This is a genomic window from Flavobacterium cucumis (assembly GCF_900148835.1).
GTDB lineage: Bacteria > Bacteroidota > Bacteroidia > Flavobacteriales > Flavobacteriaceae > Flavobacterium > Flavobacterium cucumis.
Genome location: NZ_FRYK01000001.1, coordinates 725,492 through 741,198, shown reverse-complemented (window position 1 = coordinate 741,198; position 15,707 = coordinate 725,492). Strand labels below are relative to the sequence as shown.

Annotated in this window: 17 protein-coding genes; 4 read left to right on the top strand and 13 right to left on the bottom strand. The window is 31.9% G+C overall.

Annotation, left to right across the window (positions count from 1 at the left end):
* Positions 1 to 26: 26 nt before the first annotated feature.
* The 5 genes from BUE95_RS03525 to BUE95_RS03505 all read right to left on the bottom strand — a co-directional run bounded on the left by BUE95_RS03525 (position 27) and on the right by BUE95_RS03505 (position 3,288).
* Positions 27 to 740, bottom strand: coding sequence for a 3'-5' exonuclease (locus BUE95_RS03525; protein ID WP_073581458.1), 714 nt, complete (start codon positions 738 to 740; stop codon positions 27 to 29).
* Between the two features lie 18 nt (positions 741 to 758).
* Complete coding sequence (locus BUE95_RS03520) at positions 759 to 1,043, bottom strand: hypothetical protein (protein WP_073581456.1); 285 nt, start codon at positions 1,041 to 1,043, stop codon at positions 759 to 761.
* A 2-nt stretch (positions 1,044 to 1,045) separates the two neighbouring features.
* Positions 1,046 to 2,203 (bottom strand): serine hydrolase domain-containing protein, encoded by a 1,158-nt coding sequence (locus BUE95_RS03515; RefSeq protein ID WP_073581453.1) that lies wholly within the window; start codon positions 2,201 to 2,203, stop codon positions 1,046 to 1,048.
* Positions 2,204 to 2,264: 61 nt separating this feature from the next.
* A complete protein-coding gene (locus BUE95_RS03510; protein WP_073581451.1) occupies positions 2,265 to 2,738 on the bottom strand; it encodes a methylated-DNA--[protein]-cysteine S-methyltransferase in 474 nt (157 codons plus the stop codon).
* Positions 2,739 to 2,811: 73 nt separating this feature from the next.
* A complete protein-coding gene (locus tag BUE95_RS03505) occupies positions 2,812 to 3,288 on the bottom strand; it encodes a DUF1573 domain-containing protein (protein ID WP_073581448.1) in 477 nt (158 codons plus the stop codon).
* A gap of 144 nt (positions 3,289 to 3,432) precedes the next feature.
* On the opposite strand from BUE95_RS03505, the gene BUE95_RS03500 reads away from it, so the two are divergent.
* Positions 3,433 to 4,701 carry a sensor histidine kinase gene (locus BUE95_RS03500; RefSeq protein WP_073581445.1) on the top strand — a complete coding sequence of 423 codons (1,269 nt, stop codon included), beginning with the start codon at positions 3,433 to 3,435 and terminating at the stop codon, positions 4,699 to 4,701.
* Positions 4,694 to 5,380, top strand: a complete 687-nt coding sequence (locus tag BUE95_RS03495) for a response regulator transcription factor (protein WP_073581442.1) — start codon at positions 4,694 to 4,696, stop codon at positions 5,378 to 5,380. The genes BUE95_RS03500 and BUE95_RS03495 overlap by 8 nt, the downstream gene beginning before the upstream one ends.
* A gap of 4 nt (positions 5,381 to 5,384) precedes the next feature.
* Here the strand turns inward: BUE95_RS03495 and BUE95_RS03490 are convergent, their stop codons facing one another.
* A complete protein-coding gene (locus BUE95_RS03490; RefSeq protein WP_073581439.1) occupies positions 5,385 to 5,798 on the bottom strand; it encodes a c-type cytochrome in 414 nt (137 codons plus the stop codon).
* A 7-nt stretch (positions 5,799 to 5,805) separates the two neighbouring features.
* Positions 5,806 to 6,801, bottom strand: a complete 996-nt coding sequence (hemB, locus tag BUE95_RS03485) for a porphobilinogen synthase (protein WP_073581436.1) — start codon at positions 6,799 to 6,801, stop codon at positions 5,806 to 5,808.
* 102 nt (positions 6,802 to 6,903) lie between these two features.
* On the opposite strand from hemB, the gene BUE95_RS03480 reads away from it, so the two are divergent.
* Together BUE95_RS03480 and BUE95_RS03475 are read left to right on the top strand one after the other, a co-directional pair.
* Positions 6,904 to 7,536, top strand: a complete 633-nt coding sequence (locus BUE95_RS03480; RefSeq protein WP_073581434.1) for a hypothetical protein — start codon at positions 6,904 to 6,906, stop codon at positions 7,534 to 7,536.
* 8 nt (positions 7,537 to 7,544) lie between these two features.
* Positions 7,545 to 9,401 (top strand): hypothetical protein, encoded by a 1,857-nt coding sequence (locus tag BUE95_RS03475; protein WP_073581431.1) that lies wholly within the window; start codon positions 7,545 to 7,547, stop codon positions 9,399 to 9,401.
* A gap of 54 nt (positions 9,402 to 9,455) precedes the next feature.
* On the opposite strand, the gene hemF is transcribed toward BUE95_RS03475, so the two are convergent.
* The 6 genes from hemF to BUE95_RS03445 form a co-directional block, all read right to left on the bottom strand.
* A complete protein-coding gene (hemF, locus tag BUE95_RS03470) occupies positions 9,456 to 10,358 on the bottom strand; it encodes an oxygen-dependent coproporphyrinogen oxidase (protein WP_073581427.1) in 903 nt (300 codons plus the stop codon).
* A gap of 1 nt (position 10,359) precedes the next feature.
* Positions 10,360 to 11,463 (bottom strand): tetratricopeptide repeat protein, encoded by a 1,104-nt coding sequence (locus BUE95_RS03465; protein WP_084530216.1) that lies wholly within the window; start codon positions 11,461 to 11,463, stop codon positions 10,360 to 10,362.
* Between the two features lie 12 nt (positions 11,464 to 11,475).
* Positions 11,476 to 12,501 carry a uroporphyrinogen decarboxylase gene (gene hemE / locus BUE95_RS03460; RefSeq protein WP_073581422.1) on the bottom strand — a complete coding sequence of 342 codons (1,026 nt, stop codon included), beginning with the start codon at positions 12,499 to 12,501 and terminating at the stop codon, positions 11,476 to 11,478.
* Positions 12,502 to 12,588: 87 nt separating this feature from the next.
* Positions 12,589 to 13,197: a uroporphyrinogen-III synthase gene (locus BUE95_RS03455; RefSeq protein ID WP_159433490.1), complete on the bottom strand. Its 609-nt coding sequence runs from the start codon at positions 13,195 to 13,197 to the stop codon at positions 12,589 to 12,591.
* Between the two features lie 46 nt (positions 13,198 to 13,243).
* Entirely contained in the window at positions 13,244 to 13,951 is a 708-nt protein-coding gene (locus BUE95_RS03450; RefSeq protein ID WP_073581418.1) for a potassium channel family protein, read from the bottom strand.
* 10 nt (positions 13,952 to 13,961) lie between these two features.
* Complete coding sequence (locus tag BUE95_RS03445; RefSeq protein ID WP_073581416.1) at positions 13,962 to 15,704, bottom strand: TrkH family potassium uptake protein; 1,743 nt, start codon at positions 15,702 to 15,704, stop codon at positions 13,962 to 13,964.
* Between the last annotated feature and the right edge of the window lie 3 nt (positions 15,705 to 15,707).

Genomic DNA, 15,707 nt, shown 5'->3' with positions numbered 1-15,707 from the left:
AAAGGGAGCTATTAAGCTCCCTTTTTTTATACATGTATAATTTCATCTTCAATAAGTAAATCCTCTCGTCTTAACTTTAGAAAAATTTGAGCAACTGCGATGACGTCTTTTTCACAATAGGTTATGATTCTGTCTATGTCATTCTCAACGTAATATACATGTGCCACTTCGCTACCGTCAATATCATCTTTAGGAGATGGAATTCCGAGAACTTTTGTCAGAAGTTTTAAAGAAGTAAAGTGTTTGTAATCTCCAAATTTCCATAATTCTAGAGTATCTAAATGAGGAACCTCCCAAGGTTTTTTTCCAAATAAATTCAATTTATCGGGTAGTGCAATTTCGTTAATGATCATTCTTCGGGCAATAAATGGAATGTCAAATTCTTTTGCATTATGCCCACATAAAATATGTTGAGCACCGTTAAAATGAGTGTTTAGAAGGTTAGTAAAATCTTGTAAAATCTTCTTCTCTTCACCCCAAAAACTAGTAACTCGAAAATTTCTTATATCTGCTTTATTAATAAAATATCCGACAGAAATAGTGATGATTTTTCCAAATTCCGCCCAAATTCCGGCTCTTTCATAAAAATCTTCTGCAGAGACTTCATCTTTTCGTTGGTATTGTGTTTTTTGTTCCCAAAGTTGTTGGGTTTCTAAATCTAATCCTCGATAGTTTTTATATTCAGGAACCGTTTCGATGTCGAGAAATAGAATGTTGTTTAAGTTAATTTTTTCAATCATGAGAGTAGTAGTTGTTTGTTAGAATACGTTATATTTTAATCCAATGAAGAGTAAAAGAATAATAATTATAATAAAGCTTAAACCAAATATTAAGGTTTCTTTTCTTTGTCTTTGATTAACTTTGTTTCTGATTTTACCTAACTCTTCCTCTGAGATTTGATTAACATTAGTTGTGAATTCGTTTGTTGATGAATTTTTATTTATCAAATTTAATTTTCTAAAAGATAAATTTTCTCTGAGTGAATTCTTTTTTGATTCACTAGTTTTTTCTCTGTTTTTAAATGCCAAAAAATGCCCACTCATCTTTATTTCTTTTTCGTCAACATGTTATATGTTTCTTCTACATAAACATATAAATCTTCGCTATGAGGATCATAAGAAGTTTGTATACCTTTCAAATGACCTAGTCGTACAATAATTAAATCGTCTTCAGGAATTACAATTACAAATTGACCTAAATGACCACGCATATAGTAAAAATCTTTGCCTAAAAAGTTGTGCATCCACCAGCCATAGCCATATTCTGGACTATTTTCAAAGCGTGGTGTAATACATTTTTTTACAAAACCACTATCTAATATTTGTTGATCATTCCACTTTCCATTGTTTAAATATAATTTTCCAAAGCGAGCAAAATCTCTAGCATTACTTGCAATGCAACAATACGCCTTTTCAATACCATCAGGAGCTTCGTCTAACTGCCAGAGCGCCTCATTCTCTGCTCCCATAGGTTGCCAAAAATGTTTTGAAACATAATCTGATAAGTATTCGCCTGTAGCTTTTTCTACACACATCGCTAATAATTGGGTTGCTCCACTTAAATATTTGAATGATTGTCCGGGTTTGTCTTTAATATCCAATCCTAAGATAATATCTTTCAAATTATCGTCAAAATAGGCACGGGTAACTATAGAGAACGGACTATAGTATTTTTCATCCCAATTCATTCCAGAAGCCATAGAAGACAAATCGCCAACGGTAACATCTTTCGCATATTCTCCTTTTAAATCAGGGAAAAAATCGATTACTTTTTGGTCTAAACTTTTAATTTTTCCTTCCATAATGGCTTTTCCCATTGCCATAGTAACCACACTCTTTGCCATAGAAAAAGAATTGCTTTTGGAATTTTTGTCAAATCCATCAAAATAACTTTCGTGCCAAATACTATCATTTTTAATAATCAAAAAAGCTATGGTTTGTAATTCTTTATGCGTTTTTTGAAGTGTTTCGGTAGCAGAAACAAGGTTGTAATCTGTAGCTATTGCCCAAGGTTGTGCAATACCTTTTTTGATTTTTCTATTTGGGAATTCCTTATAATCTTCTAAAAAAGCGGTTGTATATCCCTTAAAATATATTGTTCTTACAGCTCTTAAAAGATAGTCGACATTAAAAATATACAATAAGACAATAATGCTAAGTAAAAGAATAGCTAACCATTTAAGGAGTTTTACAAGAAACTTCATGTGTTAATTTTTTAGGATTGTGTTATAAAAGTAGCAAAAAGTTAGAATTATTTGTAATAATTTAAAACAAACTTTCTTGTTTTGCAGGGTTTTCGTGTTCTAAAAGCCATTTTTTACGCCACAAACCTCCTGCATATCCTGTAAGTGAGCCATTACTTCCAATGACACGGTGACAAGGGATTACAATCCAAAGTGGATTTTTTGCGTTGGCAGAAGCTACAGCCCTAATTGCTTTTACATCACCTAGTTTTTTTGATAATTCTAAATAGGAATTTGTTTTTCCAAAGGGGATCTTTAGTAATTCTTGCCAAACTTTTTTCTGAAATTCGGTGCCAGATGGGTTTAAGCGAAAGGTAAATGAAGTGCGCGTCCTATTAAAATATTCTTGAATTTGTGTAACAGCAATTTTAAGTTCTTCTGGAACCAAAATTGTAATTTCACATTCTTGATTTAATACTTGAATTTTTGAAATTCCGTTTTCATTTCCTTCGATTATTGTGCAGCCTAATGGCGTTTTTATGATTGCGTTTCTCATTTTGTAAAAATAAAAAAACCATCTGAAATTTCAGATGGTTTAAATAAGATGCAAAAGTTGAATTAATAATATTTTAAGATCTTATGTCTGCTTTTTTATCATTTGAAGCGGATGTATCGATAACCTTCCCTTTAAACGAAACAGTTTTTGAAGTGTCTACGCCACCTTCATTAGTAATGATGGTAACCGATTTTTGAAAAGCACCTGCAGAAGCAGCATTAAATGTAGCAGCAACCATTCCTTTTTCACCTGGTTTTACAGGAGTCTTAGTATAGTTAGCAGCAGTACAACCACATGCAGGTTTTACAGTCGTAATCAAAACAGTTTCATTTGTAGTATTAGTAAAAGTGAATTCATACGTTACAGGCTTTCCTTTTTCTATATCACCAAAATCATGAATTTCTTTGTCCCATTTGATCGCAGATTGTTTAGGTGCGGCAGCAGGTGTTACAGTTGCAATAGGAGCTTGCATAACTTTAGCCTCTTTGTTTTGTGCAAATGAAAAATTGGCAATAAAAGCTAAGGCAATTGATAATTTTAATAATTTCATATGTTATTTTTTTTGAGTTGTTATATTTTTGCATTACAAAACTAAAAAATCATTAAAAACTTCTTGTTAATTACTTTTTAATGATTGTTAACGACTTGTTAACAGGCTTTTCTTGTGGCCTTTTTTTGTAATATAGCATCAGATATGAAATTTAATAAATTAAAGGTTGTAATTTTTATTGGTTTTTTTGCAATTGTTGGGGTCATAATCATGCAATTGTTTTTATTAAATCAAGCCTATATTTTTCAAAAAAAGGATGTAGAAGATAAGATTCATTTTGCTCTGCAAGATGTAGTGGAGCGTATTTATAGAGATAATAAAACCGAATTACCTACTGCAAATTTGATTAAGAAAGTTAGTGAAAATTATTTTATTGTAAATGTTAATGATGTTTTTGAAAATCAAATCTTAGAACATTATTTAGAAACGGAGTTTGAGAAGGTTAAGTTGGAAATGGACTTTGAATACGCGATTTATGACTGTAGTTCACAATCTATGGTTTATGGGAATTATGTTTCTTTTAAGGGTGAAAAGTCAAATGTTTGTGAAGATTGTTTTTCGAAGAACACGGATTTGACTTATTATTTTGCTATTCGTTTTCCCCATATAAAGCAAAGTTATTTTAAAAGTTTGAGCCAATATTGGGTATTTACTGTTGTTCTGTTCTTCGTTTTAATTATTTATGTTTATTCCGTTTTTTTAATGTTAAAACAAAAAAAGTATACGGATTTACAAAAGGATTTTATTAATAATATGACCCATGAGTTTAAAACTCCTTTGGCCTCAATATTGATTGCTTCCAATTATGCTAATTCACAAAAAGAAATACAAGAGAACTCGAAGTTATCGAAGTACATACAAATTATTATTAATCAAAGTAATAAGTTAAATCAACACATTGAGAAAATTCTATATGTAGCTAAAACAGAAAGTAAGCAGATTGAGATAGAAAAATCAAGTATTGATTTAAAAGCAATACTTGAATTGGTTAGCGAAAATATAAATCTAAAACATCAAAAAGAGATTAAAATACAATTTCAGTTAGAAAGAAATTATTTTATTCATGCTGATGAGTTTCATTTCTATAATCTTATTTACAATATCATTGATAATGCTGTAAAGTATTCTGGACAAAATCCAGTAATTAGGGTTGTAACAAAGGAAACTTCAAAGGATTTATTATTACAATTTTCAGATAATGGATCAGGAATTCCTGAAAATGACCTACCTTTTGTTTTTGATAAATTTTATCGTGTTGCACGTCAAGATAGCAAGGATATTGAAGGCTTTGGAATAGGGCTTTCTTATGTAAAGGGGGTATGTGAATGGCACGATTGGAATGTGTTTGTTGCGAACAATAAAGACGCAGGTATTACCGTTTCAATTCAAATTAATAAGACCGATTATGAGTAAAAAGCGCATTTTGTATGTTGAAGACGATGAAACCCTTGCGTTTTTAACATCAGATAATTTAGAGCAACATTTTGAAGTTATACACGCTAATAATGGAAAAGAAGCCTTCTTGTTGTTTTGTAGTGAACCTTTTGATTTGTGCGTTTTGGACATTATGTTGCCAGATATGGATGGCTTTGAAATAGCAACCGAAATAAGAAAGCGCAATCAAGAAATTCCCATAATTTTTCTATCAGCTAAAACCATGAAAGAAGACCGAATTAAAGGTTTAAAACTGGGTGCTGATGATTATTTAGTAAAACCATATTCCATTGAAGAGTTGATTTTGAAAATAGAAATTTTTCTAAACAGAAGTCAAAAAACCTCGGATAATTCTAATCAAAAACAGTATGTATTTGGAAGTTTTCACTTTGAACCCGAAAATTATTTACTAAAAAAAGAGACTCAAAAAATTACCTTAACCGAGAGAGAAGCTTCTCTTTTACAATTGTTTTTAGACAACCCAAATACCGTTTTAAAGCGTGAAAAAATCTTAATGGAATTGTGGGGAAGTGATGATTATTTTTTAGGCAGAAGTTTAGATGTATTTATTTCTCGATTACGAAAAATTATAAAAGAAGAAACCCACGTGAGAATTGAAAACATTCCGCGCGTGGGCTTTAAACTCGTTGTTGAGTAATATTTTATTCGAAACTCATCATATATATTTCTAAGGCTCTTCTTTCTTCGCTAGTCATGGCTTTTGTGATGACAAAGTTTGCTTTCATGATTTCATATTGCGACGCATCTACAATAGGTTCGCCCTCACCATTTATAAATGAAGCGATACTAGCTCCTTTTTCTTTGTAAATTTTGGTAATTTCTTTTATTGAGGGTCCAACCACTTTTACATCAGGTTTGTGACATGCTGTACACGTCCCTTTACCTTCAAAGAGTTCTCTGCCTTTGGCTACTAAGGGGTCAATGGTAGTTTCTGTAGTCGGTATTGAGTTTTCTTCAACCGTGTTGCCGTATTTGTCGGTTTCTTTTTTATCACTACAGTTCGTAATGCTAAAAACTAGAACAAGAACAAATAAGGATTTTGATATAAATTTCATTATAAAATTATTTGTTTAATAAAATAGCCGCTTCTTTAGCAAAATAAGTTGAAATTAAACTAGCACCCGCTCTTTTGATACACATTAATTGTTCCATCATAATTTTATCGTGGTCTAACCAACCTCTTTCAGAAGCCGCTTTAATCATCGCATATTCTCCTGAAACATGAAAAACTGTTACGGGAACATCAACAGCATTTTTAACTTCACGAACGATATCCAAATAAGCAATTCCAGGTTTTACCATCACCATATCAGCACCTTCTTCCACATCCCATAAGGCTTCTTTAACTGCTTCGATACGATTAGCATAATCCATTTGGTAGGTTTTTTTGTCTTTGGGCACCTCAACATCAGCATCTTTTGGAGCAGAATCTAAAGCGTCACGAAACGGACCATAAAATGCCGAAGCATATTTAGCCGAATAACTCATGATACCAACGTTATGAAATCCAGCGGTATCTAAACCTTGACGCAAACGTAAAACACGACCATCCATCATGTCGCTAGGCGCTACAAAATCAGCACCCGCTTTTGCGTGAGATACCGCCATTTTTACTAAAGCATCGTTGGTTGCATCATTTGCAACATCTCCTTTTTCAATAATACCATCATGACCATAGATCGAATACGGGTCTAAAGCAACATCAGGCATTACAATCATTTCTGGGCAAGCCGCTTTTATAGCACGTATGGCCCTTTGCATCAAACCATTGTCATTCCATGCTTCTTTTCCAGTATTGTCTTTTAAATCATCACTAACTTTTACATAAATGTTTACGGCACGGATTCCTAAAGCGAATAATTCTTTCACTTCTTCCACGGTTAAATCTAATGTACGACGAAAAATACCAGGCATAGAAGGGATATCTACTTTTGTGTTTTCTCCTTCCATGATAAACATGGGAAACATAAAATCAGCTGGGCTTAAGCTGGTTTCTCTAACTAAACTTCTTATAGATTCGTTTATTCTTAGACGACGACCTCTGTGTATTGGAAACATAATTTATAATTCAAAAATTAAAGTGTAAAGTTACTAATTTTTAACCGATTTCTTTCTTCTATAAAATTTAGAAACTCGTAAAAATAATCTTATTTTTGTCTCATGAAACGACTTTTTATTTTAAGTATTTGTTTGCTGTTTTCAAGCTGTTTCGAGATAACTGAAAAAATCAAACACACAAGTAATCAGAGTGGTGAATACAGTTTGGTAATCGATTTTTCAAGTTCTTGGTTTAAGACAAAGTCCGCTATTTTACTTGAAGAAGTAGATGGTGTAAGTATTCCAAATGAAGAAGACATCAAATCAAAATTAGCCCAATTTAGAGCAGAGGCTTCCACAATTAAAGGTGTTTCTAAAATTGCTACTTCATACAATTTTAATACGTATGTTTTTAAAATTAACTTTTCCTACAATTCTTTAGAAACGTTGAATGCGGTTTTAAATGTAATGGATAAGAAAAATAATAGGATTCATTTTAAAAATAATAATGGAAGATTTGAGCGAATTGCGTCCTACCCTTTGCCAAAAGATTTAACTAAAGACCAAGACAGAAAAGAAGATTTGTTAAAAGCAAACATTATAGCTGTTTATACTTTTGACAAAGAAGTAGCAACAGTCCAAAATATAAATAGTAGCCTTTCAAAATCCAAAAAAACAGTGTTTTTAAAACAGAATATATGGAGTGTTTTAAACAACAATAAACTGATGAACAATTCCATAAGTTTTAATCCTTAATTTACATTATGAAAAAGATTTTTCATTGCTTATTCTTATTTCCAATCTTAGTATTAAGTCAACAAGAACTGGAGCGATATGATTATTTTGTGCAATTTAATACACCCGGTTTTACTAAAAAAGTAAATATGGATAGCTTGTTTAATCACAAAATTTTTAAAAGTGCAAGTGAAGCTAATTCTAATTTTAACTCAAACGATTTTATCGCTTTTATAGATAAAACCAGTCCAGTAACGATTCATGGAAATTTTACAGATAGTATTCCCTATTATCAAATGACATTTCAAATGAAGGATATAAAAGGATGGCGTGTTTTTATACAAAAGCAAGTAAATAACAAAAATGCAGTAGCTACCGATTCTATCCAAGAGGTTATTACTAAGTATTCGAATTATTCTGTTTATTCGCCTAAAAGCGATGATTTTTCAATAGCATGGAATGACAACAACCTTATTGTCTATGGTATTTGGGATACAAATAAAAACATTGCTTATAATGCTTATTCAGATACTTCTGTTGTTGTCGATGAGACAATAATAGAAGAAGGGGAGTACTATGAGGATGAGTACTATGAAGATCCATCCGTTGAGGTTTATGAAGAATCTCCTGTAACAGAAATGGAAACAAATCAGACAGTGTATGATGAGGAAGCGATAGTTCAAGATCAGGCTTATGAAGATGAAGAATATAAAGAATGGCTAGCTACTTTTGAAAAAGAAAAAGTCCAAGAGCGCATTCAAAAGCATAAAAAACAAGAAGAGCAGATTGCAATTTTGTTTCAAAACGGATTTGTTTTGCCAACTTCATCAAAAATAAATAAGCAAGCAGATATCGCATCTTGGATTAATTATGAAGCAGTGTATGGAAAGATGAGTTCTTTTTATAATTTATTAGGATCAATTCCTCATAATAAAGAAGCGAACTACTCAAAGAATGCAATCAAAGGAATGAATTTAGATTTCTACTTCGAAAACAACAAAGCCCGAATTGAACAAAAAGTTGAATATTCAGAATCGTTAGCCAGGATAATGCAAAAAATAGTTACTAGGAAACCGAATAAGAATATTTATAATTATTTTCCCAAACAGGATCCTCTAGCTTATTTAACATATCATGCTAGTACTGAAGAACTACTTAAAAATTATCCAGAAATCATGGAGCAGCTTTTAGGTAATTTGCCAATGGATAAAGAAGATACAGCAATTATAGTAGATTTGATTTCAACAGTTGTTGATGAAGAAGCTACTGCAAGTCTTTTTGATGGCGATTTCTCAATGTTTTTACATGCCATGGAAACGTATGAAAGCACTTTTATGTCTAGAACTTATGATGAGAACTACGAGGAAGTGGAAGAAGAAAAAACCATAACCAAAACCCGACCTATATTTACGTTTATCATGACCTCTACTCATCCCACTATGGGAGAAAAGTTATTGGATTTAGGGATTAGAAAGAATCTTCTACAAAAAGTAGATGGTTATTATTTAGTTAAGCAATCCGACGACTCAGGGGAACTGATTATTATTAAAAAAGGAGATGTATTTGTCTTTACAAATGGATTGCATTTTTTGAATAGCGGTTCTAAATCTAATTTTACTAAAAAAATTAAGAAAGATTTAGTTAAAAATTATTTCTATGGGAATTTTGAAGTTCAACGCTTTTTTAGATCCTATTTGTTAGATCAAAATTTAGGAAGTGATACCGCTAGAATGATACGTTTGGGAGATCAATTTAAAAATATTGAAATGAAGTCTTCTAATAAAATAAAAGACAACGTCATGATGTTAGAAATGAGTATTAATTCTAATTTTTCAGATAAAAATATAATACTTCAAACTTTAGATTTAGTTGATTTTTTAGACTAAATTCTAATGGAACAAAAATAAAACTCCGCTAATTGCAAATGGCGGAGTTTTATTTTATACCCAATCGATGGGTTTTGCTAATATTTTAAGTAGTTTTTCTTCTTCACTTCCTGCTTTAGGATGATGGTCATATACCCATTGTACGTGTGGCGGTAAACTCATCAAAATACTTTCGATTCTTCCGTTGGTTTTTAGACCGAAAAGCGTCCCTTTATCGTGAACTAAATTGAATTCTACATAACGACCGCGACGAATTTCTTGCCAAGTTCTTTGCGCATCCGTATAGGGTAAATCTTTTCTTTTTTCCACAATGGGAACATACGCTTGTAAGAAAGAATTTCCAACTTCTGACACGAAATTGAACCAATTTTCCATCGACATTTGCTCGGTTGCTTTTAAATAATCGAAAAACAAACCACCAATTCCACGTGCTTCAAATCGATGTGCATTCCAAAAGTATTCGTCGCATTTCTTTTTATAGTTTGGATAAAATTCTGGATTGTGTTTGTCGCAAGCATTCTTGCAGGTTTGATGAAAATGTTTTGCATCTTCCTCAAACAGATAATACGGTGTTAAATCTTGTCCGCCACCAAACCATTGGTTAATGATGTTGCCGTTTTCATCGTACATTTCAAAATAACGCCAATTTGCATGAACGGTTGGTACCATTGGATTTTTAGGGTGAATCACCAAACTTAATCCACAAGCAAAAAAATCAGCTTCTCCAACACCAAACATCTTTTGCATGGTATCAGGCAATTTGCCGTGAACGGCTGAAATGTTCACACCGCCTTTTTCAAAAACTTTTCCATTTTCAATAACACGTGTGCGACCGCCGCCACCTTCTGGTCGTTCCCAAATGTCTTCCCGAAATTTGGTGCTACCATCAATATCCTCTAATCCTTTACAGATTTGATCTTGTAGGTTTTGTATGTAGGTGTAGAATTTGTTTTTCAATTTAAAAGTTTTTTTTTCGAAGTTTTATAATCACAATAATTCCAGCAATAATCAATGTAATGATTAATCCAATTAATAGTTTGTTAGATTTTTTGTCTTTGTTTTTTGTAATCCTATTTTGATTGTTTTGAATAATGTTATTTTTATTTGTTGAATCTGTTTTTGTATAAAAATATTGTGCGAACTCAACATCTAAATCTTTATTTTTAACAACCCAATTTCTTTCTTTCTTTTCAATTTCTATATATCTGTTTTTCCCAATTTCAATACCTTTTTTAACTTCTTTAAGTAATGCTTCATAAGTATTTTTGTCACGTTCCTGCATGCTCAAAAACATTTGAATGTTTTCTTTGGTTTTAAGAGAAACTGAGCCAATATTATATAAATCAGAAGCCATATAAGCCATAGAGGCTAATCTTTTAGCGCTAGGGGTGTCATAAGATTCATTAAGTAAAACATCTCCAAGAGCATTCAAAAGAATAGGAGAATTATAATTACCAAAGTGCATCATACCTAAAATTCCTTTTACAGCTTTTTTAATTTCATCTTCAGGGAGAAAATCTTTCTTTAAATTATTTTTGATGTTGTATTTTTCTAATATAAAGGTGTAAAAATTATTAGATTCAGACTCCTTTTTTTTATTTAATAGAATAAATTCAACAAGGTATTTTTGATATATTTCTCTTCCAAAGTGTGCATCGGGATTTATTTTGATAGCTTTATTAATGTATATTAATCCTTCTTCAAATTGTCCGTCATGGATATAAAAAGTACCAAGATTTGCATATGTTTCATATAAATTAGGAGCAAATTTTTCCTTTTGCTTCATAAGTGCAATAGCTTTTTTATCATTCCCTAATTTTGAATAAGCTACTGCTAAATCATCAAAAAGTAAAGGGTTTTTACTTCCACTATCAATTTGAGGTTGAATTTTGGCAATACGCCATTGGTAATATGAATTGGAATGTCTATTAAAATTTCCAGTCATTAATTCAAAAGCATCCGGAAATTTTTGTTTTTCCATTGCATAAGTATCTCTATCCCAAAGGCACGCATTAATAAAGTTTGAAAAGAATAAAATAAATACAGTTAAAATTACTCTCATTATAAAACGTCTTTATTTTTGATACTCCTTTACTGCTTCAACAAAAGCCTTCGCATGATCCACAGGAATATTTGGTAAAATACCGTGACCTAAGTTTACGATGTATTTGTCTTTTCCAAATTCGTCAATCATTTCGTGAACCATTTTTTTGATGGTTGGAATTGGTGATAATAATCTACTTGGGTCGAAATTTCCTTGTAAGGTAATGTCACCACCTGTTAAATAACGTGCGTTTCTTGGCGAACATGTCCAATCTACTCCTAAAGCAGAAGCTTTTGATTTTGCCATATCATTTAATGCAAACCAACAACCCTTTCCAAATACAATAACTTCCGTTTCTTCGGCTAACGCTTCTACAATTTGATTGATGTATTGCCATGAAAATTCTTGATAATCTGCTGGAGAAAGCATTCCGCCCCAAGAGTCGAAAATCTGAATGGCGTTACAACCTGCTTTTACTTTTTCTTTTAAATATAAAATCGTAGTGTCAGTGATTTTTTGCAATAATAGGTGTGCTGCTACAGGATTTGAAAAACAAAATCCTTTAGCCGTATCAAAACTTTTAGAACCTTTTCCTTCTACAGCATAACAGAAAATCGTCCATGGTGAACCTGCGAAACCAATTAATGGCACTTCGTCGTTAAGCATTTCTTTGGTTAATTTTACTGCATCCATAACGTAACCCAAGGTTTCATGGATATTCGGTACAAAAACTTGATTTACTTGTTCAGCAGTACGAATTGGATTTGGAATTATCGGACCTAAATTGTCTTTTAATTCCACGTGAATTCCCATTGCTCTTGGAACCACTAAAATGTCTGAGAATAATATCGCAGCATCCGGTTTTACAATTCGGATAGGTTGAACCGTAATTTCAGCTGCTAATTCTGGAGTTTCACAACGCGTGAAAAAATCGTATTTATCACGTAATGCTCTGAATTCTGGTAAATATCTTCCTGCTTGACGCATCATCCATACAGGCGGACGTTCTACAGTATCTCCTTTTAATGCTCTTAAAAATAAGTCGTTCTTTAACATGTTTTTTGTTTTAATTGCAATTAGTTTCTTCTTTTTTGTAATTTCTATTTCTCGTAATCCCGTAAAGTCGAGAGCAAAGGCACTAATTTATTTATAATATTTTATTACTTCATCAATTACATAATCAACGCTAGGTTGTGATGCAATTATTATATTTTTTGTTAAATGTTCTATTGCTTTCGATGTTGTGGTACCGATGCAAAAACTAGTTTTATTATCCAATTTGTTCTTTTCTAAAAAGCTATTTACTCCCGAAGGACTAAAAAACAAAACACCATCATATGATTCTTTTATCTTGTGTGGTTTCAGTTTGGTTTCATATACGACAATTTCCATATATGCGATTTTGTTTTGTTGAAAAAAATCAGGAATTGTATTTCTTCTGATATTGCCACAAAAGAAAGTAAACGAGTGATTTTTGTATTTCGAAGCGATGATTTGAATCAAATCTTCGGCATAATCAGCACTTTCCAAAACTGTGAATCCCTTCTTTTCGAGAAAAGCGCGTGTTTTGTTTCCAACACACAAACAAGACTTTGAAAGAACGCTTTTTACTTTCGATTTTAAAACACTTTTCACAGCTTGTTTGCTAGTAAAAACTAAGTAATCGTTTAGTAAAGGTGTTTCAAATGCAATAGCTTTCGTTTGAATAAAATTCTTTTCCACAAGATCAACATTAGCACTAGAAAGTTTCATTTTTAGTGCTTTTGTAAGTTTTTTTGTAGAGAGAATTCGGGTCATTTTAACTTCTAATTTGATGTTCTTCTTGTCCTAAGCAATAGGTTTCGATGTCTTTGTTGTATCCATAAACTACTAAAATGTCTTCTTCTTGAACAACGGTATCTGGAGCTGGACGACCAATAGATTCTTTAATGATAGATTTTTTACCAATTAAATTGCGTTTCTCTCTTTTACGTATAATTGTAATTAATGTTAAACGATATTTGTCGATAGAATCTAATTCGGCTAATGTTTTACCGAAGAATTCTGGTTTTGCTTTTACCTCAGAAATGGTATAATTATCATCTAATTGGTAATTTTCCAAGGTAGATTTAAAATTGATTTGCTTGGTTAATCGATCTGCTGATTCTTGTTCCGGATGAATGATACTGTAAATTCCCATTGCTTCTAGTACCGTATCGTGAATTGGAGACAACGCGCGACTTATAATTTTTACATCGGATAATTTTTTGATGATAGCTGTTGTAATAATTGCAGCACCTTCGTTTTCACCAATGGCAACTACCACTTTGTCAGCATCTTTTAGTGGTAAAGCTTCATAAGACAATTCATTAGTAGAATCTAAGGCAATCGCATGCGAGATTTTATCTTTTACTAAATTTACTTTTTCGATGTTTTTATCTACACCAATTACTTCGTTTCCTGTTTCTGTTAGGCTAATTGCAAGTGACATTCCGAAGTTTCCTAAACCAAATACGATAATTTTCATTTGGACAAGATTAGTTAATTAATATATTTTCTTTTGGATATTCGTAGAATTGATGATTCAACCTTCGTAATAATCCCACCATTAAATTGAGCATTCCAATTCTTCCTATAAACATACAAGCTATTAGGACATATTTACTTGGTTCGGATAGAGTAGGTGTAAAATTTAAAGTAAGTCCTACAGTACTATATGCTGAAAAGCATTCAAAGGCAACGGTTAATAAAGGTGTTCCTTTAGGTTCGAAAATTAACAAAGCAACGATGGATACACCAATAGTTATCAAAGATATGCACAAGATAGCGAAGGCTCTTGATGTTGACTCTGATGAAATTCTCCTTCCAAACAATTGAATTCTACTTTTTCCACTTGCAACGGCGAAAATATTCAAAGTGGCCAATGCAAATGTACTCGTTTTAATCCCTCCCGCAGTTGATGCTGGCGAACCTCCTATCCACATCAAAAAGATGATGAACAAGAGTGATTGTACATTCATTTGTGTAAAATCAACCGCATTAAAACCAGCAGTTCTTGGGGTTACAGCATTGAATGAGGCCGCTGTTATTTTACCAAAAATAGAGTTGTGTTCTAATAAGGTATTGTTATATTCTGAAATAAACAAAAAGATAAAACCACCAACCAACAAGAATAATGTGGTATAAATTACAATTTGCGTATTTAATGTAATGATTCGAACTTTTTTGTGAATGATTGTTTTATCAAAAAACTCTATTACATGCGTTTTTATTTTCTGATAGAAATTGAAGACAATATTGTGTCCTAAACCACCCAAAACAATCAAAGTCATAATTATCCATTGTAAAAAATAATCAAAACGAATAGCTTCATCGTAAAGTCCAGCAGATAAAATAGAAAAACCAGCATTACAAAAAGCGGATATAGAGTGAAAAATAGAGAAGAAAAATTTATTTTCAATATTTGTTACTTCTATTATTGAAGAGTAAATAAAAAGAGCTCCAATTGCTTCAACGCCAATAGTGAATATTACTACGTTCAATGCCGCTCTAAAAACGTCTTTTAATCCTTCGTGAGCAATAAAGTCTTTCGTGTTTAGTCCTTCTTTAAAAGAAGAACTACCCCTAAAAAAGAAAGCAAAGAAAGAGGTGAATGTTAGTATTCCGATTCCACCTAATTGAATTAAAACTAAAATTATTGATTGCCCTATTACAGTAAATGCATTTGATGTATCTACAACTGTTAAACCTGTAACACAAACAGCGCTTGTTGCTGTAAATAAAGCGTTTGTGAAAGTAATTCCGTTAGTGGTGGCACTTGGAAGCATTAATAAAAAACCGCCTGTTAAGGCTAAAATCATAAAACTTCCAACGAATACTATGGCGGGATTAAAATAGATGTCATAGATATGACGAACCAACACGAGAAGCCTCAATAAAAAATAAAAGATAAGCCCCCCTTCAAATACTGGTTTGACTTTTTGGAGAATATAATCAAGAGGAAAGTTTAAATTGGTGATAGCAATCATTCCAGAAGTTAGTAAAATTCCGGTTATTAAAATCATATTCGCCAATGCTACTTTCTTGTTGCTCTTATATTTAAAAGTAAAAAACTTGAATGAGTTAAAAGCAAGTAAGCCAATAGAAAGAAAAACCAACCCAATGACATGTGGTGAATTATAGTTTTCTTCGAAATCATATCCAAAGTCAAAAACTATAAAAAGTAGTACAATGATATCAAAAAAGCGATATAAATAATTGAGTAACGATTCTTTCTCCATTTT

Bases quoted from the DNA above. Each gene is read 5' to 3' on its own strand.
- BUE95_RS03480 (WP_073581434.1), top strand. From the start codon at position 6,904: ATGAAACGACTTTTTATTTTAAGTATTTGTTTGCTGTTTTCAAGCTGT.
- hemE (WP_073581422.1), bottom strand. From the start codon at position 12,501: ATGTTAAAGAACGACTTATTTTTAAGAGCATTAAAAGGAGATACTGTA.
- BUE95_RS03495 (WP_073581442.1), top strand. From the start codon at position 4,694: ATGAGTAAAAAGCGCATTTTGTATGTTGAAGACGATGAAACCCTTGCG.
- hemB (WP_073581436.1), bottom strand. From the start codon at position 6,801: ATGTTTCCAATACACAGAGGTCGTCGTCTAAGAATAAACGAATCTATA.
- BUE95_RS03500 (WP_073581445.1), top strand. From the start codon at position 3,433: ATGAAATTTAATAAATTAAAGGTTGTAATTTTTATTGGTTTTTTTGCA.
- BUE95_RS03525 (WP_073581458.1), bottom strand. From the start codon at position 740: ATGATTGAAAAAATTAACTTAAACAACATTCTATTTCTCGACATCGAA.
- BUE95_RS03505 (WP_073581448.1), bottom strand. From the start codon at position 3,288: ATGAAATTATTAAAATTATCAATTGCCTTAGCTTTTATTGCCAATTTT.
- BUE95_RS03515 (WP_073581453.1), bottom strand. From the start codon at position 2,203: ATGAAGTTTCTTGTAAAACTCCTTAAATGGTTAGCTATTCTTTTACTT.
- BUE95_RS03520 (WP_073581456.1), bottom strand. From the start codon at position 1,043: ATGAGTGGGCATTTTTTGGCATTTAAAAACAGAGAAAAAACTAGTGAA.
- BUE95_RS03490 (WP_073581439.1), bottom strand. From the start codon at position 5,798: ATGAAATTTATATCAAAATCCTTATTTGTTCTTGTTCTAGTTTTTAGC.
- BUE95_RS03465 (WP_084530216.1), bottom strand. From the start codon at position 11,463: ATGAGAGTAATTTTAACTGTATTTATTTTATTCTTTTCAAACTTTATT.
- BUE95_RS03475 (WP_073581431.1), top strand. From the start codon at position 7,545: ATGAAAAAGATTTTTCATTGCTTATTCTTATTTCCAATCTTAGTATTA.
- BUE95_RS03455 (WP_159433490.1), bottom strand. From the start codon at position 13,197: ATGAAACTTTCTAGTGCTAATGTTGATCTTGTGGAAAAGAATTTTATT.
- BUE95_RS03445 (WP_073581416.1), bottom strand. From the start codon at position 15,704: ATGGAGAAAGAATCGTTACTCAATTATTTATATCGCTTTTTTGATATC.
- BUE95_RS03450 (WP_073581418.1), bottom strand. From the start codon at position 13,951: ATGAAAATTATCGTATTTGGTTTAGGAAACTTCGGAATGTCACTTGCA.
- BUE95_RS03510 (WP_073581451.1), bottom strand. From the start codon at position 2,738: ATGAGAAACGCAATCATAAAAACGCCATTAGGCTGCACAATAATCGAA.